The sequence below is a fragment of the Flavobacterium sp. 28YEA47A genome, assembly GCF_041262125.1.
Lineage (GTDB): Bacteria > Bacteroidota > Bacteroidia > Flavobacteriales > Flavobacteriaceae > Flavobacterium.
In genome coordinates this window covers 512,597-529,585 of the sequence record NZ_JBGCCI010000001.1, presented here as the reverse complement: position 1 = coordinate 529,585, position 16,989 = coordinate 512,597, and the positions used below count along the sequence as shown (strand labels likewise).

The 16,989-nt window shown below is 37.4% G+C and carries 18 protein-coding genes and 2 tRNA genes; 13 read left to right on the top strand and 7 right to left on the bottom strand.

Going from position 1 to position 16,989, the window contains the following annotated elements; translation table 11 throughout:
• The first annotated feature begins 475 nt into the window (after nucleotides 1–475).
• From ABH942_RS02560 to ABH942_RS02540, 5 genes are all read left to right on the top strand, one after another.
• Complete coding sequence (locus ABH942_RS02560; RefSeq protein ID WP_370029430.1) at nucleotides 476–1,867, top strand: RtcB family protein; 1,392 nt, start codon at nucleotides 476–478, stop codon at nucleotides 1,865–1,867.
• Between the two features lie 11 nt (nucleotides 1,868–1,878).
• On the top strand, nucleotides 1,879–2,568 hold the full coding sequence (gene prfH, locus ABH942_RS02555) for a peptide chain release factor H (RefSeq protein WP_370029429.1): 690 nt from the start codon (nucleotides 1,879–1,881) through the stop codon (nucleotides 2,566–2,568).
• Nucleotides 2,555–3,064: a hypothetical protein gene (locus ABH942_RS02550; RefSeq protein ID WP_370029428.1), complete on the top strand. Its 510-nt coding sequence runs from the start codon at nucleotides 2,555–2,557 to the stop codon at nucleotides 3,062–3,064. Before prfH ends, ABH942_RS02550 begins: the two co-directional genes overlap by 14 nt.
• 208 nt (nucleotides 3,065–3,272) lie before the next feature.
• Nucleotides 3,273–3,968 carry a hypothetical protein gene (locus ABH942_RS02545; RefSeq protein WP_370029427.1) on the top strand — a complete coding sequence of 232 codons (696 nt, stop codon included), beginning with the start codon at nucleotides 3,273–3,275 and terminating at the stop codon, nucleotides 3,966–3,968.
• 92 nt (nucleotides 3,969–4,060) lie between these two features.
• Nucleotides 4,061–6,256: a radical SAM protein gene (locus ABH942_RS02540; RefSeq protein WP_370029426.1), complete on the top strand. Its 2,196-nt coding sequence runs from the start codon at nucleotides 4,061–4,063 to the stop codon at nucleotides 6,254–6,256.
• Here ABH942_RS02540 and ABH942_RS02535 read toward each other — a convergent pair.
• Both ABH942_RS02535 and ABH942_RS02530 read right to left on the bottom strand, forming a co-directional pair.
• The gene (locus ABH942_RS02535) at nucleotides 6,253–6,681 is read right to left on the bottom strand and encodes a hypothetical protein (protein WP_370029425.1); all 429 of its coding nucleotides are present in this window, start codon (nucleotides 6,679–6,681) and stop codon (nucleotides 6,253–6,255) included. The genes ABH942_RS02540 and ABH942_RS02535 overlap by 4 nt on opposite strands.
• 84 nt (nucleotides 6,682–6,765) lie before the next feature.
• Nucleotides 6,766–6,936 carry a hypothetical protein gene (locus tag ABH942_RS02530; protein WP_370029424.1) on the bottom strand — a complete coding sequence of 57 codons (171 nt, stop codon included), beginning with the start codon at nucleotides 6,934–6,936 and terminating at the stop codon, nucleotides 6,766–6,768.
• 212 nt (nucleotides 6,937–7,148) lie between these two features.
• Here ABH942_RS02530 and ABH942_RS02525 point away from each other — a divergent pair, with 212 nt between their 5' ends.
• Complete coding sequence (locus ABH942_RS02525) at nucleotides 7,149–7,703, top strand: hypothetical protein (protein ID WP_370029423.1); 555 nt, start codon at nucleotides 7,149–7,151, stop codon at nucleotides 7,701–7,703.
• 3 nt (nucleotides 7,704–7,706) lie between these two features.
• Entirely contained in the window at nucleotides 7,707–7,919 is a 213-nt protein-coding gene (locus ABH942_RS02520) for a helix-turn-helix domain-containing protein (RefSeq protein WP_370029422.1), read from the top strand.
• A gap of 64 nt (nucleotides 7,920–7,983) precedes the next feature.
• Here ABH942_RS02520 and ABH942_RS02515 read toward each other — a convergent pair whose 3' ends face one another.
• Nucleotides 7,984–8,331, bottom strand: a complete 348-nt coding sequence (locus ABH942_RS02515) for a nuclear transport factor 2 family protein (protein WP_370029421.1) — start codon at nucleotides 8,329–8,331, stop codon at nucleotides 7,984–7,986.
• A 185-nt stretch (nucleotides 8,332–8,516) separates the two neighbouring features.
• Between ABH942_RS02515 and ABH942_RS02510 the strand changes: the two genes are divergently transcribed.
• Nucleotides 8,517–9,287 carry a tetratricopeptide repeat protein gene (locus tag ABH942_RS02510; RefSeq protein WP_370029420.1) on the top strand — a complete coding sequence of 257 codons (771 nt, stop codon included), beginning with the start codon at nucleotides 8,517–8,519 and terminating at the stop codon, nucleotides 9,285–9,287.
• Nucleotides 9,288–9,353: 66 nt separating this feature from the next.
• Here ABH942_RS02510 and rimO read toward each other — a convergent pair whose 3' ends face one another.
• On the bottom strand, nucleotides 9,354–10,670 hold the full coding sequence (gene rimO / locus ABH942_RS02505) for a 30S ribosomal protein S12 methylthiotransferase RimO (protein WP_370029419.1): 1,317 nt from the start codon (nucleotides 10,668–10,670) through the stop codon (nucleotides 9,354–9,356).
• A 67-nt stretch (nucleotides 10,671–10,737) separates the two neighbouring features.
• Here rimO and ABH942_RS02500 point away from each other — a divergent pair, with 67 nt between their 5' ends.
• Nucleotides 10,738–11,676 (top strand): M23 family metallopeptidase, encoded by a 939-nt coding sequence (locus ABH942_RS02500; RefSeq protein ID WP_370029418.1) that lies wholly within the window; start codon nucleotides 10,738–10,740, stop codon nucleotides 11,674–11,676.
• A gap of 49 nt (nucleotides 11,677–11,725) precedes the next feature.
• On the opposite strand, the gene ABH942_RS02495 is transcribed toward ABH942_RS02500, so the two are convergent.
• Both ABH942_RS02495 and ABH942_RS02490 read right to left on the bottom strand, forming a co-directional pair.
• Nucleotides 11,726–13,222: an OmpP1/FadL family transporter gene (locus ABH942_RS02495; protein ID WP_370029417.1), complete on the bottom strand. Its 1,497-nt coding sequence runs from the start codon at nucleotides 13,220–13,222 to the stop codon at nucleotides 11,726–11,728.
• Nucleotides 13,223–13,313: 91 nt separating this feature from the next.
• Entirely contained in the window at nucleotides 13,314–14,306 is a 993-nt protein-coding gene (locus tag ABH942_RS02490; protein ID WP_370029416.1) for a hypothetical protein, read from the bottom strand.
• A 113-nt stretch (nucleotides 14,307–14,419) separates the two neighbouring features.
• Here ABH942_RS02490 and proS point away from each other — a divergent pair, with 113 nt between their 5' ends.
• The 4 genes from proS (at nucleotide 14,420) to rpsT (ending at nucleotide 16,451) form a co-directional block, all read left to right on the top strand.
• Nucleotides 14,420–15,898, top strand: a complete 1,479-nt coding sequence (gene proS / locus ABH942_RS02485; protein ID WP_370029415.1) for a proline--tRNA ligase — start codon at nucleotides 14,420–14,422, stop codon at nucleotides 15,896–15,898.
• A gap of 78 nt (nucleotides 15,899–15,976) precedes the next feature.
• Nucleotides 15,977–16,048 (top strand) — tRNA-Glu (locus ABH942_RS02480).
• A gap of 45 nt (nucleotides 16,049–16,093) precedes the next feature.
• Nucleotides 16,094–16,165 (top strand) — tRNA-Glu (locus ABH942_RS02475).
• Between the two features lie 34 nt (nucleotides 16,166–16,199).
• On the top strand, nucleotides 16,200–16,451 hold the full coding sequence (rpsT, locus tag ABH942_RS02470) for a 30S ribosomal protein S20 (RefSeq protein WP_140001015.1): 252 nt from the start codon (nucleotides 16,200–16,202) through the stop codon (nucleotides 16,449–16,451).
• A 138-nt stretch (nucleotides 16,452–16,589) separates the two neighbouring features.
• Here rpsT and ABH942_RS02465 read toward each other — a convergent pair whose 3' ends face one another.
• On the bottom strand, nucleotides 16,590–16,988 hold the full coding sequence (locus ABH942_RS02465; RefSeq protein ID WP_370029414.1) for a response regulator: 399 nt from the start codon (nucleotides 16,986–16,988) through the stop codon (nucleotides 16,590–16,592).
• Between the last annotated feature and the right edge of the window lies 1 nt (nucleotide 16,989).

Here is a 16,989-nt window from a genome sequence, read left to right as displayed (position 1 = left end):
AGCACCTTAGCACCTTAGCACCTTAGCACCTTAGCACCTTAGCACCTTAGCACCTTAGCACCTTAGCACCTTAGCACCTTAGCACCTTAGCACCTTAGCACCTCAGAAACTTTAAAAAAAATTTGCATAATCCAAAAACTATTCTAAATATTTGCACACGAAAAATTAATAACACTTTTAAACGAAGAAAAATGACTGTATTCACATCATCATTTCAAAGCTACTCACCAACAGGGTTTGGTGCTGTGCGACTTCGTGGCTTATTTCAATCTTAGAAATAATTTTTTAGATATATAAAAAAGCCCGAAGCAATTTAGATTCGGGCTTTTTTTATTCTAGACACTTCAAAATTTTCCCGAAAAACAGTTCCATTATTTATCCAAAAGGATAAAAGATTTAGCGCGCTTATGTTTCATTTCTAAGCTATTTAGAAATTGGCGCAAGCGGCACAGAATAATTACAATTAATAAAATTTATGGGAAATAAATTAACCGGAAAAGACCTGATTAAATTGGGCTTTCCAAAAAATAATTCAATAAATATAGCCCTTGGGCAAATAAACCGATATAGAAAAAGAGAAAAAAAAGAATCCATTCTGGCAGAAGCGAAAGAAGTTTTAATGTATCCGGAAAAATTCAATGGACATGGAACTTGGGGGAAAGTGGCAGAAGGTTTGGTAAATCCTGTACAAGTGAGAATGCATCAATTGAGAACAACGAGGGCTCCATTTATGATTTTTGGAGAAAATGAAATCGATGAGCAGGCCAAGTTTCAATTGTATGACTCGCTCAAACTGCCAATTTCGGTAGCAGGAGCCTTGATGCCCGATGCACACTCAGGTTATGGACTACCTATTGGAGGTGTTTTGGCAACAGACAATGCTGTGATTCCGTACGGAGTTGGTGTTGATATCGGTTGCCGCATGAGCCTTTCTATTTTTGACTTACCAGCGTCATTTCTGAAAGGGAAAGATCATCAATTGGAGGCCATCTTGAAAGACCATACCAAGTTTGGGATGTATGAAACACATGCAATTAAAGCAGATCATGATGTGTTCTACAGACGAGAGTTTCAGGATATTCCGCTATTGAAACGTCTTTTAGACAAGGCTTACAAACAGCTTGGGACTTCTGGTGGCGGTAACCATTTTGTGGAATTCGGAATTGTCAAGATTGATAATCCGCTAAACGAATGGAAAATTGGAGCAGGTGAGTACTTTGCCGTTCTTTCTCACAGCGGATCGCGCGGACTGGGTGCTAATATTGCCAAGCATTATACCTATCTGGCAACAAAACAATGTCCGCTGCCTAAGAATGTACAGCATTTGGCCTGGTTGGATCTTAACACGCATGATGGTCAGGAATATTGGCTTGCAATGAATTTGGCTGGCGATTATGCCAAAGCCTGTCATGACGATATCCACAGAAGAATTGCCAAGATACTTGGAAAAAGAGTAGTGGTAACGATCGAAAACCATCACAATTTTGCATGGAAAGAAATAGTTGCCGGCAACGAATGTATCGTCCATAGAAAAGGAGCGACTCCGGCAGCTGAAGGACAATTAGGAATTATTCCGGGTTCGATGACAGCGCCGGGCTATATTGTTAGAGGAAAAGGAAATACAGAGAGCTTAAACTCAGCTTCACACGGAGCCGGAAGATTATTTTCAAGAGCAAAATGCAAAAGTACTTTTACGCAGAGCGAAATTAAAAAAGTACTGAAAGCAAATGATGTTACTCTCATTGGCGGCAATATTGATGAAGCACCTATGGCTTATAAAGACATTACGAAAGTAATGGCTAACCAAAGCGAATTGGTTGAAGTACTTGGAACATTCACTCCGAAAATTGTCAGGATGGACCGATAAAAAATTAAAAAATGGAAAAGATAATTCAGATAACAGCGGGCCGCGGACCGGCAGAATGCACTTGGGTAGTTGCCCAAGTGCTTAAAAAAGTATTGGAAGAAGCGCAAGAACTGCAACTTGAAACCATTTTATTGCATCGTCAGCCAGGCTCTGAAAATGGAACGGTTGAAACTGCTACCGTTTCTATAAAAGGAAATGATGCAATACAGTTTGTAAATTCCTGGGTAGGAACTATCCAATGGATTGGGCAAAGCCAATTCAGGAAAATGCATAAGCGTAAAAACTGGTTTATTGGAATTTTTGAAATTGAAAAACAGAAAAGCTGGACGATTTCAGAAAACGAAATCCAATATCAGGCAATGAGAAGTTCAGGAGCAGGAGGGCAGCATGTGAACAAGGTAAGTTCGGCTATCAGGGCAACGCATTTGCCCACAGGAATTGCTGTGGTGGCGATGGACAGTCGCTCGCAGCACCAAAACAAAAAACTAGCAACAGAAAGATTATTAAAAAAACTCGAAAGCGAGACTTTACAGCAGCTCAAGGATCATGTTGGCAAACAATGGGAAAACCAATTGAACATTCAACGAGGAAACCCGACGAGAACATTTGCCGGAACAGATTTTAAGAAGAATAAAATTGAGAAAAGCTATAAGGGAACACGGAGAAAATTAAAAACTGATTTAAGAAATGAAAACAATTGATAAATATGTATTCCAGGCTTTAGACAGCTATCCCTATTCACTTGAAGAAACTATAGAATCACTAGATTATGCTTTTTCTTATGATGCTAAAAATACTATGGTGCTTTGCCTTTACGGAAGAATCCAGGCTGAGCAGTTGTTGAATTATGAAGCTGCGAAAAATTATTTTGAAGAGGCGTTTACGATCAATATCCATGCATTAGAAGTCTATCCATATTATATACAGACGCTTATCTTAAATGAGGATTATGAAGAAGCATTGAGACTGATTGATTTTGCACTTACAATTAAAGGTATAAACAAGGCTAACATTTATGTAAAGAAAGCCATACTTTTTGAAGTGCAGCATGAGTTCAAAAAAGCAATAAAAGAAATCAGAAATGCAAAACTGCATTCGATAAGCTATGATTCAGAATCTGAAATTCGCGAAGTTGAAAAAAGAATCAAGGGTAAGATAGAATTGGTTAAAAAGAAAGCAAAAAAGAAATTGAATTAATTTCAACACAAGGCTGTCTTATTTGGCAGCCTTTATGCTCTATTTTCTTAATGATGGACAAAGTGAATATTTTCAAATATTAACCGGTTATGATGAATTTCCCGTTAAGAATCATTAAAAAGACATAAAAAAAGCGTCTTAAAAGTTTCTTAAATTTAACAAGAAGTACTAAGTTTGAAATGAAATATAAATAAAAGACAAACCTTATATGAGAGCACTCAAAATCATTTCTGACTTACTTCCTATTCCAAGTTATACGGTAATATTAATTTGTTTTTTCTTCCCTTTTATTACGATCAAATGTGGCACAACAGAATTGGTTTCTGTTACCGGTTTTGACTATGTGGTAGGAACGGATATAAAAGAAAAGACGAAAAACAATGAATTTTCTAAAAAGCTGGAAAAACAATTAGGAAAAGATTTGTTTGGTGCTGCTGGAACTAATATGGATTCTCTTGAAGTTGATGAAGATGGAAATCCAAAAAAAGCAGAAAGTTCACCGCTTTCTCAAGAAACTCCAGATCAAAGAAATAGCAGAATCGTTATGATGATTATGATGGGAATCCCATTTTTTATGGCTATCGCAGGATTGATTTTCAGTTTTGTCAAAATCAAACGTAAAGGTCTGGTGCATATCCTTCTTTCTTCTATTGGATTTTTAGTGTTGCTAATTTTTGGAATCATAATAAAAAGTTCCGATGAACTGAACGCTGTTACGTCTATGGCTGACGGCATGGGCGGAGGAATGATTACCATAGGTATGGGAACCGCTTACTATATGGCGACTATAGTGTTTTTGCTGGTGATTATGTTTTTTGGCATGCAGAAGTATCTGAAAAATCTCTATAAAGAAGAGCAAGTCATTCGAGAAGAGGCACTGGACGAATTTTTTACAAAAGAATAATTGATTAAAAACTCCCTGAATTGGGAGTTTTTTTGTTTTATACAGACACTTTCACAAATAAGCAATATTTTTGCGGCTTAATATATCCTATTTTGAGTCCGACAGTTTTTTTAATTACGCCGCCTTTTACCCAGCTGAATACTCCGTATCCGGCAACGGCTTATATTAAAGGATTTTTAAATACAAAGAATATTTCTTCTTTTCAAGCTGATCTTGGAATTGAGGTTATACTAGAGCTGTTTTCTAAACAAGGATTGAGCGATTTGTTTTCTGAAGCAGAAAAAGCAACGGATAAATCGGACAATGCAAAACGAATTCTGGCATTACAGGAAGAATATCTCAAAACTATCGATTCAGTAATGCTTTTTCTGCAAGGCAAAAACCCAACGTTGTCGCACCTCATTTGCCAGGAAGATTTTCTTCCGGAAGCCTCCCGATTCTCACAACTTGAAGAATTAGATTGGGCTTTTGGAACTATGGGAACTCAGGATAAGGCGAAACATTTGGCAACCTTATACCTTGAAGATATTTCCGATCTTATCATTGAATGTGTTGATGAAAATTTTGGATTCAGCCGCTATGCGGAAAGAATGGGGCGTTCTGCCAATTCTTTTGATGCGCTTTATGAAATGCTGTACAGGGAATCTACTTATATAGATAGATTATTGCTTGGGAATCTGGATCAGAAGATGAAGAAGTTACAGCCAAAATTGGTCTGTTTTTCTGTTCCATTTCCTGGAAATTTATACAGCGCTTTTAAAAGCGCCCAATTTATTAAAAAACATTATCCCAATACCAGGATTGCTATGGGGGGCGGATTTCCTAACACGGAACTACGTTCATTATCAGATATCAGGGTAATGGAGTTTTTTGATTATATCACATTGGATGATGGCGAAACTCCTATAGAAGAACTTATTTTAAGTATTGAAAACCCGGAATATGATTCTTACAAAAGAACGTTTCTTTTGGAAAACGGGAAAATTGCCTATAAAAACAATTCGGCTAAAAGAGATTATAAGCAATCTGAAGTAGGAACTCCGGATTATTCGGATCTGCTTTTAGACAGTTATATTTCGGTTATAGAAATTGTCAACCCAATGCACAGGATGTGGAGCGACGGGCGCTGGAATAAACTTACTATGGCGCATGGCTGTTATTGGGGAAAATGTACTTTTTGCGATATTTCATTAGATTATATAAAAGTGTATGAACCAATAGCTGCCAAACTGCTTTGTGACAGGATGGAAGAACTTATCAGGCAAACTGGGCAGAATGGTTTTCATTTTGTAGATGAGGCTGCACCTCCGGCACTGATGAGGGCTCTTGCACTGGAAATTTTACGCAGAAAATTAGCTGTTACCTGGTGGACTAATATTCGTTTTGAAAAGAGTTTTACCCGCGATTTATGCCTTTTGTTAAAAGCATCGGGCTGTATTGCCGTTTCCGGAGGATTGGAAGTAGCTTCTGACAGGCTGTTGGAATTAATTCAAAAAGGTGTTACCGTAGCTCAGGTAGCAAAGGTAACACGAAATTTCACGGAAGCGGGTATTATGGTACATGCTTATCTGATGTATGGATTTCCAACTCAGACAGCTCAGGAAACAATAGATTCTTTAGAAATGGTGCGTCAGTTGTTTGAAATAGGAGTTTTGCAATCCGGTTTCTGGCATCAATTTGCGATGACGGCACATAGTCCGGTGGGAATGTACCCGGAAAAATTTGGCGTATTAAAAGAAACAGAAACTGTAGGAACTTTTGCCAATAACGATATAGTACACATTGATAAAACCGGGACAGATCACGATGCCTTTAGCTTTGGCTTAAAGAAATCGCTATTCAATTATATGCACGGCATTTGTTTTGATTTCCCGCTTCAGGACTGGTTTGATTTTAGAGTGCCCCGAACTAAAATTCCAGGCGATTATATATACAATGCGGTACATGAAGAAGAAAACTGGAGTGTTAAGCCAAGTGCAAAAATAGTATGGTTGGGCAGCAGGCCTTTAATTTCGACCTACACCAAGTCTAAAAAAGGAAATTCATGGGAGATGGCTTCTTTGGATTTTCATGCTAAAAAAGAAGCTTTTGCTGTTTCTGTCAGTAAGGAGCAAGGAATCTGGCTTGGAGATATATTGGAAAAGATAGCGGTTTCAAATCTGAAAACGTATACTTATCAGGAAATCAAAACTGATTATGAAAATAATTCTGAATTAGAAGATTTTGAACTGTTTTGGTATAGTAAGCCTATCAATACTTTAAGAGAACAAGGCTTGCTAGTGCTCTAGTACGTCATTGCCTTCTTTTCGTTGTCTTCTTTCATTTTTAGGTATTTGGCCGACTGGTCTTTGGATAATAATTTTAAAATTTCAACATCAATCTTATCCATTATTTCTCGCATCTTGTCTTTTTTTTCCTGAATATGCAAATTACTTTTACTAAGCTCTTCAATACTGTTTTTATTGTCGTTTATAATTGCTTTTACAGCAGCAAACTGTAAACCATCCAGCTTTATTTCTTTATCCAGATAAGTAGCCCAGCTTTCGCCCATATCGACTTTTTCTTTGCTATTTTTTTTAGGCTTGTTTTGTCTTACTTCAGAACCTATAGATCTGTCAACACCGCCTCCATAGGGATTGTAATATTGTGCAGAAGCTGTATCAGGACAAAGCATTAGAAAAAATATAGCGATAAAAAATAATCCGGTTTTCATAAATCAAAAATTTTGAGTTCCAAACTTACTCATTTTTTAAGCCAAATATAAAAAAATGGTATATTTTAACAAGACATATACCGTTCAACGATCGTTATCATTAACTTCAGACTCTTCTTCTGGTTTTGTCTTGTATTCTTCGTTGAAAAATTTCTCGACCTTTTTTTGATCTTTCAGATTTCGCTTAACCAATACTACAATCAAAATTAAGCCAATCAAAACCACTATGCCTATTGTTATCCAATTGATTTCCATGATTTTTTATATAAAGTTATGAAAATCTGCACGAAGTTTATGTTATCATTTTAAGTGTTCTTTTAATTTAATACAATAAAATGGTGCGTTATATATCTATTATCAATATATATTGATTTATAATTAAAAAATATTTTGTATTTATCATTATATATTTATTGTTTTTCAATAAAAATAAATATATTTGTACCGTAATAATTAAATCAAACGATATGGAAATTAAAATTAGTACTAAGCAAATCCTTACTGTATTGCATATCTTATCCTGGATCATATTCCTCGGATTGTGTTTTGAAGCGGGTGGTTTCATAGTTAATGCTTTTATGACACTGACGCTGGATCCGTCAGAAACTAAGCGTTTATGGATGCTGATTGATTTGTCTGATCTGTACAAATACGGTTCTCAACATTATGTAGTAATAATGTCTCAAATTATTATTGTGACTGTATTGAAAGCACTGATGTTTTATTTAATTGTAAAAATTCTATACGAGAAAAAGTTGGATATGACGCAGCCCTTTAATCCTGCAATGGGGCGTTTCATTTTACTAGTATCTTATCTGGCTTTAGGAATAGGATTTTTTTCAGCCTGGGGAACGGAGTACAGTAAGGGACTAATCCAGCAGGGTGTTGCTATGCCAGCTTTAGACGATATGCACTTTGACGGTTCCGATGTATGGCTATTTGTGTGGATAATTCTTTTGATTATAGCGCAAATTTTCAAAAGAGGCATCGAAATCCAATCCGAAAATGACCTAACGATATAATTTATGGCGATAATAGTAAACGTAGATGTAATGATGGCGAAACGAAAAATGTCACTCAATGAGCTTTCTGAAAAAGTAGATATAACACTGTCCAATCTGTCAATCCTAAAAACAGGAAAAGCCAAAGCTATCCGATTTAGCACACTGGAAGCTATATGTAAAGCGTTAGACTGCCAACCGGCTGATATTCTGGAATATCAACCGGATAAGAAATAGCCTTTAGTAGTTATTAAATTTTTAAAAAAGTCCGCAATATATAACTACTTGCGGGCTTTTTATGTTAACGGGCCATCTGATAGCTTGTCAGCTTTTTAATCTTTCCCCCTTCCATTTGAAAGACATCGCAAAATGCCGCATTAAGCAGGTCGCCTGTCCTGAAGTTGCATTTTATAGTGCCTTCAGCTACAACAATATCGTTTTCTTCTGTCAAACTGACAATTTCGATTTCAGGATTTTCTATAAAATGATTTTTTTTAATTTCCCTGTCAAAAGCTTCTTTTCCGGCCAGATGGAAAAAGCCGGGCATTTCCCAGACAACATCTTCCGTAAGGCACGAAAGAATTTTTTTGCGGTCGTAGATCCTGAAGCCTTCTATATATGAAGCCACTGTATTTTTGTTCCCAGTCATGGCCTATGAGTTTTTGCAAGCGTTGTTTAAAATTACAAAATATTTGTCTGTTATTCAGTTTTTTAATTTTATCATAACTACGTTTTTTAGCATTAACGTTCCATTAACCAAGAAGTAGTTTCTATTAACTCCGTCTTTTTATATATAATAATACATTTGCGAGAACAACAAACCCAACTTAGCTTATGAAAACTGTTTTTATGTTGCTGTTTTTTGTGTCAGGCTTTAGTGTCTGGGCGCAAAAAGAAGAAGAGATTGTAGAAAAACGTATTGATGAGGCCCGAAAGCTATTTCATTTTTCACAAGATTATCAGGCAGAAATGGATAAGATACTAAAAGATTATCCGTACTCTGCATATGCCTGGCAGCAAAAAGCAATGCCGCTTTTTAAACAGGGCAAATATGAGTTCGCCATGCCTTTTTTAGACAAGGCAGTTGCGTTGAACCCAAAAGAATATATGGATTACAGGGCTTTTATGAAATGTATTTTTGGAAAACGTTATGTTGAAGCGATTGAAGATTTTGAAGCCGCCAAGAAACTTAACGGTAATTCATATGTAATGGATCATACCTATGATTTTTACATAGCTCTTTCTTACTTACAGCTGGGAAAATTTGCAGAAGCAGAACGGATATTAGAAACAGACCGAAAGGCGCATTTAGCCACGAGTAGTGTGGAACCTCATTTTCTGGATGTATTTTATATGGGTATAGCCAAGTATGAGCTAGGGAAATATGAAGAGGCCATAGAGCAATTTGATATTTCAATTGGAACCTATCGGGAATTTTCAGATGCAGAATATTATAAAGCCTTATGTATGATTAAGTTGGGAAGGAATAATGAAGCAGAGAGGCTGATACAAAAAGCCATAACTGATTATAGAAACGGTTATACAATCAATGAAGATAATGTTGTTTATGAACGCTATCCCTATCAGGTTTATTTCCTGAAATAAATTCTGGTAGTATAACAAAAAAGCCCTGTCAATCAGGGCTTTTTTTATTTTAAAGATATTATTTCGTTATAGTACAGCTTCACCATACAAGTCAAACTCGGCAGCATCTGTAATTCTTACATTTACAAACTCTCCGGTCTTTAAGTAGGCTTTTGAAGCATCAATAAGAACTTCGTTGTCTACATCAGGACTGTCGAATTCCGTTCTTCCTACAAAATGATTGCCTTCTTTTCTGTCAATGATGCAACGGTAAACCTGTCCGATTTTTTCCTGATTTAATTCCCATGAAATCTGAGATTGTAGTTCCATAATTTCGTTGGCTCTCTGTTGTTTTACTTCGGCAGGAACATCATCTTCTAATAAGTAAGCATGTGTGTTCTCTTCATGAGAGTAGGCAAAACAGCCCAATCTTTCGAAACGCATTTCTTCAACCCAGTTTTTCAAAATTTGGAAATCTTCTTCAGTTTCGCCCGGATATCCTACAATCAGGGTTGTTCGGATTGTCATTCCAGGTACGGTATTGCGAAAATCTTCAATAAGTTTTGTTGTTTTGGACTGAGTTGTTCCGCGACGCATCGATTTTAATATATTGTCGGATATATGCTGAAGCGGAATGTCAAGATAATTACAAATCTTTGGCTCTCGTTTCATTAGTTCCAACACATCCATCGGGAATCCTGTGGGGAAAGCATAGTGTAAACGGATCCATTCAATGCCTTCAACCGCAGCTAAATTTTCCAGCAATTCAGCCAGATTTCTCTTTTTGTATAAATCAAGACCGTAATAAGTCAAATCTTGTGCAATAAGTATCAGTTCTTTCACACCGTTTTTGGCTAATCCTTTAGCTTCATTTACCAGCTTTTCAATTGGCTGAGAAACGTGTTTGCCACGCATTAACGGAATGGCACAAAAACTACAAGGACGGTCACATCCTTCAGCAATTTTAAGATAAGCATAGTTTTTAGGAGTTGTTGTAAGACGCTCGCCTAATAATTCATGTCTGTAATCGGCTCCTAATGCTTTTAAAAGGCCTGGCAATTCAGTAGTTCCAAAATATTGGTCTACATCAGGAATTTCTTTAATAAGGTCCGGTTTGTAGCGTTCTGAAAGACATCCGGTCACAAAAACCTTATCTACCAAACCTTGTTCTTTTTTGTCAACATAGTTTAGGATCATATTTACAGATTCTTCCTTTGCATTGTCAATAAAACCACAGGTATTGATTACAATGATGTTTCCTTCTTCATGGGCTGGTGCTTCATGGGTCACGTCTTTGCCGCTGGCACGGAGCTGGCCCATCAATACTTCGCTGTCATACACGTTTTTGGAACATCCCAGTGTAATTACATTGATTTTGTTTTTCTTTAATGATCTGGTTCTCATAGAATTGTAAATTGGAGTGCAAAATTAAGCTTTTTATGAATAGTAGCACTATGGTTGGGTAAATTTTATGAAGTTGGCTTTCGCAGGAAGAAAAGTAATAGGTTGTAAAATAGATTTGGAGGAAAGCCGTTTTTATATCGATATTAGTTTTGATATATTGCGATTTAGTATTGTTATGGTAGTATTTATGAAGAAAATAGGAATGCTTTTTTTGCTGTTGGCTCCTTTGATGCTTTTGGCGCAGCAACGAGATGTTAAGGTGTATAGGGAGTTTGTTGAAGGTAAGACGGTAGTTTTTGCAGACAATAATGAATTTTGTCCGGTTTCTGTCTTGATAAGGACAGAGCTTCTTAATATGAAAAGTAGCCTTAAAGCACCTTATGTATTGGTTCCTGCAAAGGCAAAAAGATTCGTTTTAATGGAAATTTCAGTAATCAATCTTAAAAAAGAATTTAATTTTAAATACCAAAGTTCCTTTTTCTTAGGTGATATCAATCTCAAAAAATACGATATCGATTTTCCGTACAGCTTGCCTTATAAGCAAGGAGAAGAATATGTCATAGGACAAGGATATAACGGAAAAGTTTCACATCAAGGTGAGTTTGCCTTGGATTTTGTAATGCCAATCGGTACGGAGATCATGGCTGTCAGAGAAGGTATTGTTGTTGATGTACAAGACAGTAATACCGAAACATGTATGACTAAAAACTGTGCTGAGTTCAATAATTATATTGTGATTTATCATGAGGATGGAACGCTGGCAGAATATACACATATTGATACTGACGGTTCTTTTGTCAAAAAAGGGGATGTCGTTAAAAAAGGAGATAAGATTGGACTTAGCGGTAATATTGGTTGGTCGTCAGGGCCGCATCTGCATTTTTTTAGTTTTGTTTCGGATATAGAAAAAGGCAGGAGATCGATCCGAACCAAATTCAGAACAGAAGGAAACAGGCTGGAATTCTTGCAGGAAAAGAAATCGTATAAAAAAGATTATGAGTTTTAATAAAAAAGCCTCTGCATTGCAGAGGCTTTTTTTGTATGAAAAGTAGATATTATAAGTCAAGTAATAATGTAAGTGTTACGTTGTTGCTGACAGATTTGACAGTTGTTGCGTCAACAAGTCCTTGCGAGAAAAAAGTCTGCTGCATGTCTCTTTTAGCATAAGAATAAGCTGCATCTAATCTTGTTCCGCCAAAGTTGTAACCAAGACCCGCTGAAAATCCTTGTAGATCTCCAATTGTTTTTCCGTTTTTATAAGGGCTTTGCTCAAAACGGTAACCGCCCCTGAAACTCCATTGTTTTGCTTTCGCTTCAGCACCTATGCGCACCTCAGAAGTTACGTCAAGAAGTGATTCTAGTTGTGCATTCGTTTGACGGTAATCGTTACTTGGTCTGAAACGCATATTGCTGTAATCTTTCATGGCATAATCAATGCTGATTAGTCCGTATTTTCCGAAAACATAGGCTAAGCTCCCTGTATATTTTCCAGGGGTTTGTAATCTATAAGACGGATAAATCATGGTTAGGTTCGGATCAACAACAACAGGATTACGTGTCCCGCAATCTGGGCAGTCTACAATTAAACTCTGGCGCAATTCTTCATTCAGACGGAACCATGTAGGTGATTCGTAAGCAACACCAACACGTAACTCAGGCGTCACTTTTGCAATAGCTCCAACCTGGAAAGAAAATCCGTTTCCGTAAGTATATAATTCATTTCGGAAACGCAGTCCCTGAGGTCCTGAGTTTGGATTGTTCCCCGGAGTATCCATATAATCTTCATAGAAGTTGGAGACACGCGTATAGTCTGTGAAATGTGAATTCAGGTTAAGTCCGAAATAAAATCGGTCTGTGAATTGTACACCTCCGTTAAAGGAAAGTTTCCCATTATATCCTGTGGATTCAATAAAGTTTTCCTGGTAATAATTACCACCCGCAGGTGTGTTTGAGGTGTAAACTATATTGTTGTTGCTGTTTGTGGAAGGGTTAATGAGGTAGCCATTATAACCAAAATAGGCCTGTTGCTCTCTGTATGTCATTGAACCAAAGGGAATATTTGTGATATCGCCTAGAGGAATTCCGTTGGCATAACTTGAAAAATAGTTAGATACGGAATTTGTTGGATTAAATCCGCTGGCGTGGAACTGGTTGTCGAAATTGGAAACGTTCTCATAATTTGCGGCAACTGTAAATTTTTTCCAATTGCTTGAAGCGTCTTGGTTTTCAAAAACCCAGATAGCTCCCAGCTGGTTCAGGTCAAAACTATTGTCGTTTTCTTTTGTAGTTGTGCCAAAATAACGTGATTTATTACTAGTGCTATAGTTGCTAAGTGTTATGGCAATCTGGTTGGTCGTAAAAACTGCACTTCCGGCCGGATTGACACCGATTGCCGAAAAATCGCCTCCAAGAGCGCCAAAGGCACCACTCATCCCTCTAAAGCGGGCCGTGCCTGTCAGGTTGTCCTGAGCATATCTCATGGCATCGGAAACTTCTTGTGCCTGTGCACTTAAAGCAAATCCCGCAATCATAAATAAAAAATACTTTTTCATAGGATTAATTTTTTCATAGGGGTTCAAAAAAATACCTATGCTATAGTTTTTACGCTTAGACATAGGCATTCTGTATCATTAAATTTAAGTATTATCCTCTTCGTCCGCCGCCACCGCCGCCAGATCTTCCGCCGCCGCCATAAGAACCTCCACCAGATGATCTTCCGCCGCCACTTGAGCTTGGGCTGCTGTATGATGGTCTTGAAGGTGCTACGTTTTGGCTTCTTGTAGAATTGCTTCGGCTTGGAGTGCTATAATTGTTGTTGTTGCTGCTGTTTCTTGTGGTGTTATAACTGTTTCTTGTCGTGTTATAATCACTTCTTGTAGCATTGGTATTATAATCTCTTGTGCCAGTACTGCGATTTCCGCTTGTATTGTATCTTGTTGAGTTTCGGTTGGAATAATAAGTTCCTTCACCTCTCCTTGAAGTATTATAGGCATTATCACTTCTGTAGCTTCTTGTTGCAGAGTTGCTTCTGTAATAATTGTTTCTTCCGAAGTTGTTGTTAGCATAGTAGCTTCTTCTTCCATTAGCATAAGCGTAATTATTGTAGTAGTTACCGCCATGCCAGTGGTTCCAGCCGTAGTTTGGATAATACCAATTGTTCCAGCCCCAGCCCCAGCCGAGTCCCCAACTTGGTCCGTACCAGCTATTCCAGCCCCAGCCGCCATACCAGCCGCCCCAGCCAAGACCCAAGCCCCAACCTGGTCCGTACCAGTTGTTCCAGCCCCAACTATTGTCGTAAACATTTACAGTTACATTGTCGGAGTTGCTGCCCCAGGCAGGATACGATGCAGCATTGGCTACATAAGTAGTGTCGTTATAAGCAGGTGAAGCATAACTGTTGGAATCTGTGAAAATTTCGGGGTCGTCTTGAAGCGATCTGAAATATTCTCTATATCCATTACTGTTTTGCTCATTGCTAGCAGTAGTGTTCGATCTTCTTTCGTTATTGTTATAAACTCCGTCGGAGTCATAGTAAGATGAATTCTGGTATGACCCACAGGAAGTCATAAGAATTGCCAACAGCCCAACCAATGAATAGAGGGATGCTGATTTCGGGGAAATGTAATAAGTTTTCATATCTAGAAGCAATTTTATTGTTGGACAATACAAAAGACAATACAAAAATAATTAGTTTTGCTGAATTATCTAGTTAAATAAAGTTAAACAATATTTGTGCCAAACTATTCAATATGAGTAAGAACCTTACAAAAAGATCAGAAGATTATTCCAAATGGTATAATGAACTGGTAGTAAAAGCAGATTTAGCCGAAAATTCTGGAGTTAGAGGCTGTATGGTTATCAAGCCATACGGTTATGCTATCTGGGAAAAGATGCAGGCAGAGTTAGACAGGATGTTCAAAGAGACAGGACATCAGAATGCCTATTTCCCGCTGTTTGTGCCCAAGAGTATGTTTGAAGCTGAGGAAAAAAATGCCGAAGGTTTTGCTAAAGAATGCGCAATCGTTACTCATTATAGATTAAAGAATGATCCGGACAAGCCTGGAAAATTAATGGTAGATCCTAATGCTAAGCTCGAAGAGGAACTTATTGTTCGTCCAACGAGTGAAGCTATTATCTGGTCTACTTATAAAGGATGGGTGCAATCTTATAGAGATTTGCCGCTTTTGATTAACCAATGGGCGAATGTCGTGCGTTGGGAAATGAGAACCCGTTTGTTTTTGAGAACCGCTGAATTTTTATGGCAGGAAGGGCACACGGCGCATGCTACACAAAGTGAAGCAATAGCTGAATCAGTACAAATGATGAATGTATATGCTGATTTTGCACAGAATTTTATGGCTATTCCGGTAATTAAAGGAGTGAAGACAGAAACGGAGCGTTTTGCAGGAGCTGTAGAAACCTATTGTATTGAAGCCTTAATGCAAGACGGAAAAGCACTACAGGCAGGTACGTCTCACTTTTTAGGGCAGAATTTTGCCAAAGCTTTTGATGTTAAGTTTGCCAATGCAGAAGGAAAACAAGAACACGTTTGGGGGACTTCATGGGGCGTTTCAACACGCTTGATGGGAGCTTTGGTTATGACGCATTCTGATGATAACGGATTGGTTTTGCCTCCAAATTTGGCACCTATCCAGGTGGTTATTGTTCCTATCTATAAAACAGATGAAGAATTTGCTGCCATATCTGAAGCAGCGAATACTTTAGTGTCGCAATTGCGAAAACTAAAAATATCTGTGAAATTTGACGATAGGACGACTCAAAAGCCAGGATTTAAATTTGCTGAATGGGAATTAAAAGGTGTTCCGGTTCGTGTTGCAATTGGTCCGAAGGATTTGGAGAACGGAACTTTTGAAGTGGCAAGAAGAGATACATTGTCTAAAGAAGTCGTTTTAAAAGACGCTATTGTGAATCATATTAATGGACTGTTAGAAGAAATTCAAGATAGTTTGTTTAATAAAGCATTGGAATACAGAGATACACATATAACCGAAGTGAATTCTTTTGATGAGTTTAAAGATGTTTTAGAGAACAAAGGAGGCTTTATTGCAGCACACTGGGATGGAACTCCTGAGACAGAAGAAAAAATCAAAGACCTGACTAAAGCAACAATCAGATGTATTGCCTTAGATAGAGTAGAAGAGGTTGGAAGCTGTGTGTTTACTGGAAAACCTTCTGTTGGAAGAGTGCTTTTTGCTAAGGCATATTAAAAAAAATAAAAAAAAATCAAGGTAGCTATTGTGCGAATAAAAAATAGTTGTATTTTTGCATCCGCATTAGAGAAGCAAGGCCCGTTCGTCTATCGGTTAGGACGCCAGGTTTTCATCCTGGTAAGGGGGGTTCGATTCCCCCACGGGCTACAAGTTCAGAGTTTATTGAAAGTAAACTAACTTAGAAGGATTCAAGGTCCGTTCGTCTAGGGGTTAGGACGCCAGGTTTTCATCCTGGTAACAGGGGTTCGATTCCCCTACGGACTACAAAAAAAACATTTAAAGAAAAAAAGGTAAGAAAATGGCAAATCATAAGTCAGCTCTAAAAAGAATCAGAAGTAACGAAAAAAGAAGAGTATTAAACAGATACCAACACAAAACTACTCGTAATGCGATCAAAGCTTTGCGTTTGGCTACTGATAAATCTGATGCTTCTGCAAAATTATCAAATGTTATCTCTATGATTGATAAATTGGCTAAGAAAAATATTATCCACAATAATAAAGCTTCCAATTTAAAATCTAAATTGACTAAACACGTTTCTGCTCTTTAATTTGAGTGTGAACCGCTAAAATATGGAAAGCCCTCACCAGAGGGCTTTTTTATTTTTTGTATTTCGAGTCACTAACGAAATATGATACCAAGTTTTAAAATTACCAAATAAAAAAGCTCTCGATTTCGAGAGCTTTTTTTATAATTTGTCTTTCAGGTCTTCGAGCATTTCTTTGGTGATGGGTTTCGATAAGAAATCAATCACAATAGGATAGGTTTTGGACTTTTCAATGTCTGTTGGGTCAATAGTCGATGAAAGCACGATTACTTTTGTCTTCGTATTGAATTCCTGATATTCCTTTTTTATAAAATTATCCAGAAATTCCCAACCACCCATGACCGGCATGTTGAGGTCTAAAAAGATAAGCTCAGGACAGCGGGTATCATTATCAGCTTTTAGCTTTTCATAATAGTCCATAGCTTCCTGCCCATTTTTTGCAGTAATTATTTCTTCTGTAAAAGATGCTTTGGCAATTACCATTTTGTAAAGCATTAGAGTAATTGGATCATCATCCACACATAAGATCTTATGTAGCATT

What these genes read in the sequence shown, in the direction of transcription:
- ABH942_RS02535 (WP_370029425.1), bottom strand. Translation starts at nt 6,681, where the DNA reads ATGAAAACCGGATTATTTTTTATCGCTATATTTTTTCTAATGCTTTGT.
- ABH942_RS02490 (WP_370029416.1), bottom strand. Translation starts at nt 14,306, where the DNA reads ATGAAAACTTATTACATTTCCCCGAAATCAGCATCCCTCTATTCATTG.
- ABH942_RS02495 (WP_370029417.1), bottom strand. Translation starts at nt 13,222, where the DNA reads ATGAAAAAGTATTTTTTATTTATGATTGCGGGATTTGCTTTAAGTGCA.
- ABH942_RS02520 (WP_370029422.1), top strand. Translation starts at nt 7,707, where the DNA reads ATGGCGATAATAGTAAACGTAGATGTAATGATGGCGAAACGAAAAATG.
- ABH942_RS02530 (WP_370029424.1), bottom strand. Translation starts at nt 6,936, where the DNA reads ATGGAAATCAATTGGATAACAATAGGCATAGTGGTTTTGATTGGCTTA.
- ABH942_RS02545 (WP_370029427.1), top strand. Translation starts at nt 3,273, where the DNA reads ATGAGAGCACTCAAAATCATTTCTGACTTACTTCCTATTCCAAGTTAT.
- rimO (WP_370029419.1), bottom strand. Translation starts at nt 10,670, where the DNA reads ATGAGAACCAGATCATTAAAGAAAAACAAAATCAATGTAATTACACTG.
- ABH942_RS02510 (WP_370029420.1), top strand. Translation starts at nt 8,517, where the DNA reads ATGAAAACTGTTTTTATGTTGCTGTTTTTTGTGTCAGGCTTTAGTGTC.
- ABH942_RS02560 (WP_370029430.1), top strand. Translation starts at nt 476, where the DNA reads ATGGGAAATAAATTAACCGGAAAAGACCTGATTAAATTGGGCTTTCCA.
- ABH942_RS02550 (WP_370029428.1), top strand. Translation starts at nt 2,555, where the DNA reads ATGAAAACAATTGATAAATATGTATTCCAGGCTTTAGACAGCTATCCC.
- ABH942_RS02515 (WP_370029421.1), bottom strand. Translation starts at nt 8,331, where the DNA reads ATGACTGGGAACAAAAATACAGTGGCTTCATATATAGAAGGCTTCAGG.
- proS (WP_370029415.1), top strand. Translation starts at nt 14,420, where the DNA reads ATGAGTAAGAACCTTACAAAAAGATCAGAAGATTATTCCAAATGGTAT.
- ABH942_RS02500 (WP_370029418.1), top strand. Translation starts at nt 10,738, where the DNA reads ATGAAGTTGGCTTTCGCAGGAAGAAAAGTAATAGGTTGTAAAATAGAT.
- rpsT (WP_140001015.1), top strand. Translation starts at nt 16,200, where the DNA reads ATGGCAAATCATAAGTCAGCTCTAAAAAGAATCAGAAGTAACGAAAAA.
- ABH942_RS02525 (WP_370029423.1), top strand. Translation starts at nt 7,149, where the DNA reads ATGGAAATTAAAATTAGTACTAAGCAAATCCTTACTGTATTGCATATC.
- ABH942_RS02465 (WP_370029414.1), bottom strand. Translation starts at nt 16,988, where the DNA reads ATGCTACATAAGATCTTATGTGTGGATGATGATCCAATTACTCTAATG.
- prfH (WP_370029429.1), top strand. Translation starts at nt 1,879, where the DNA reads ATGGAAAAGATAATTCAGATAACAGCGGGCCGCGGACCGGCAGAATGC.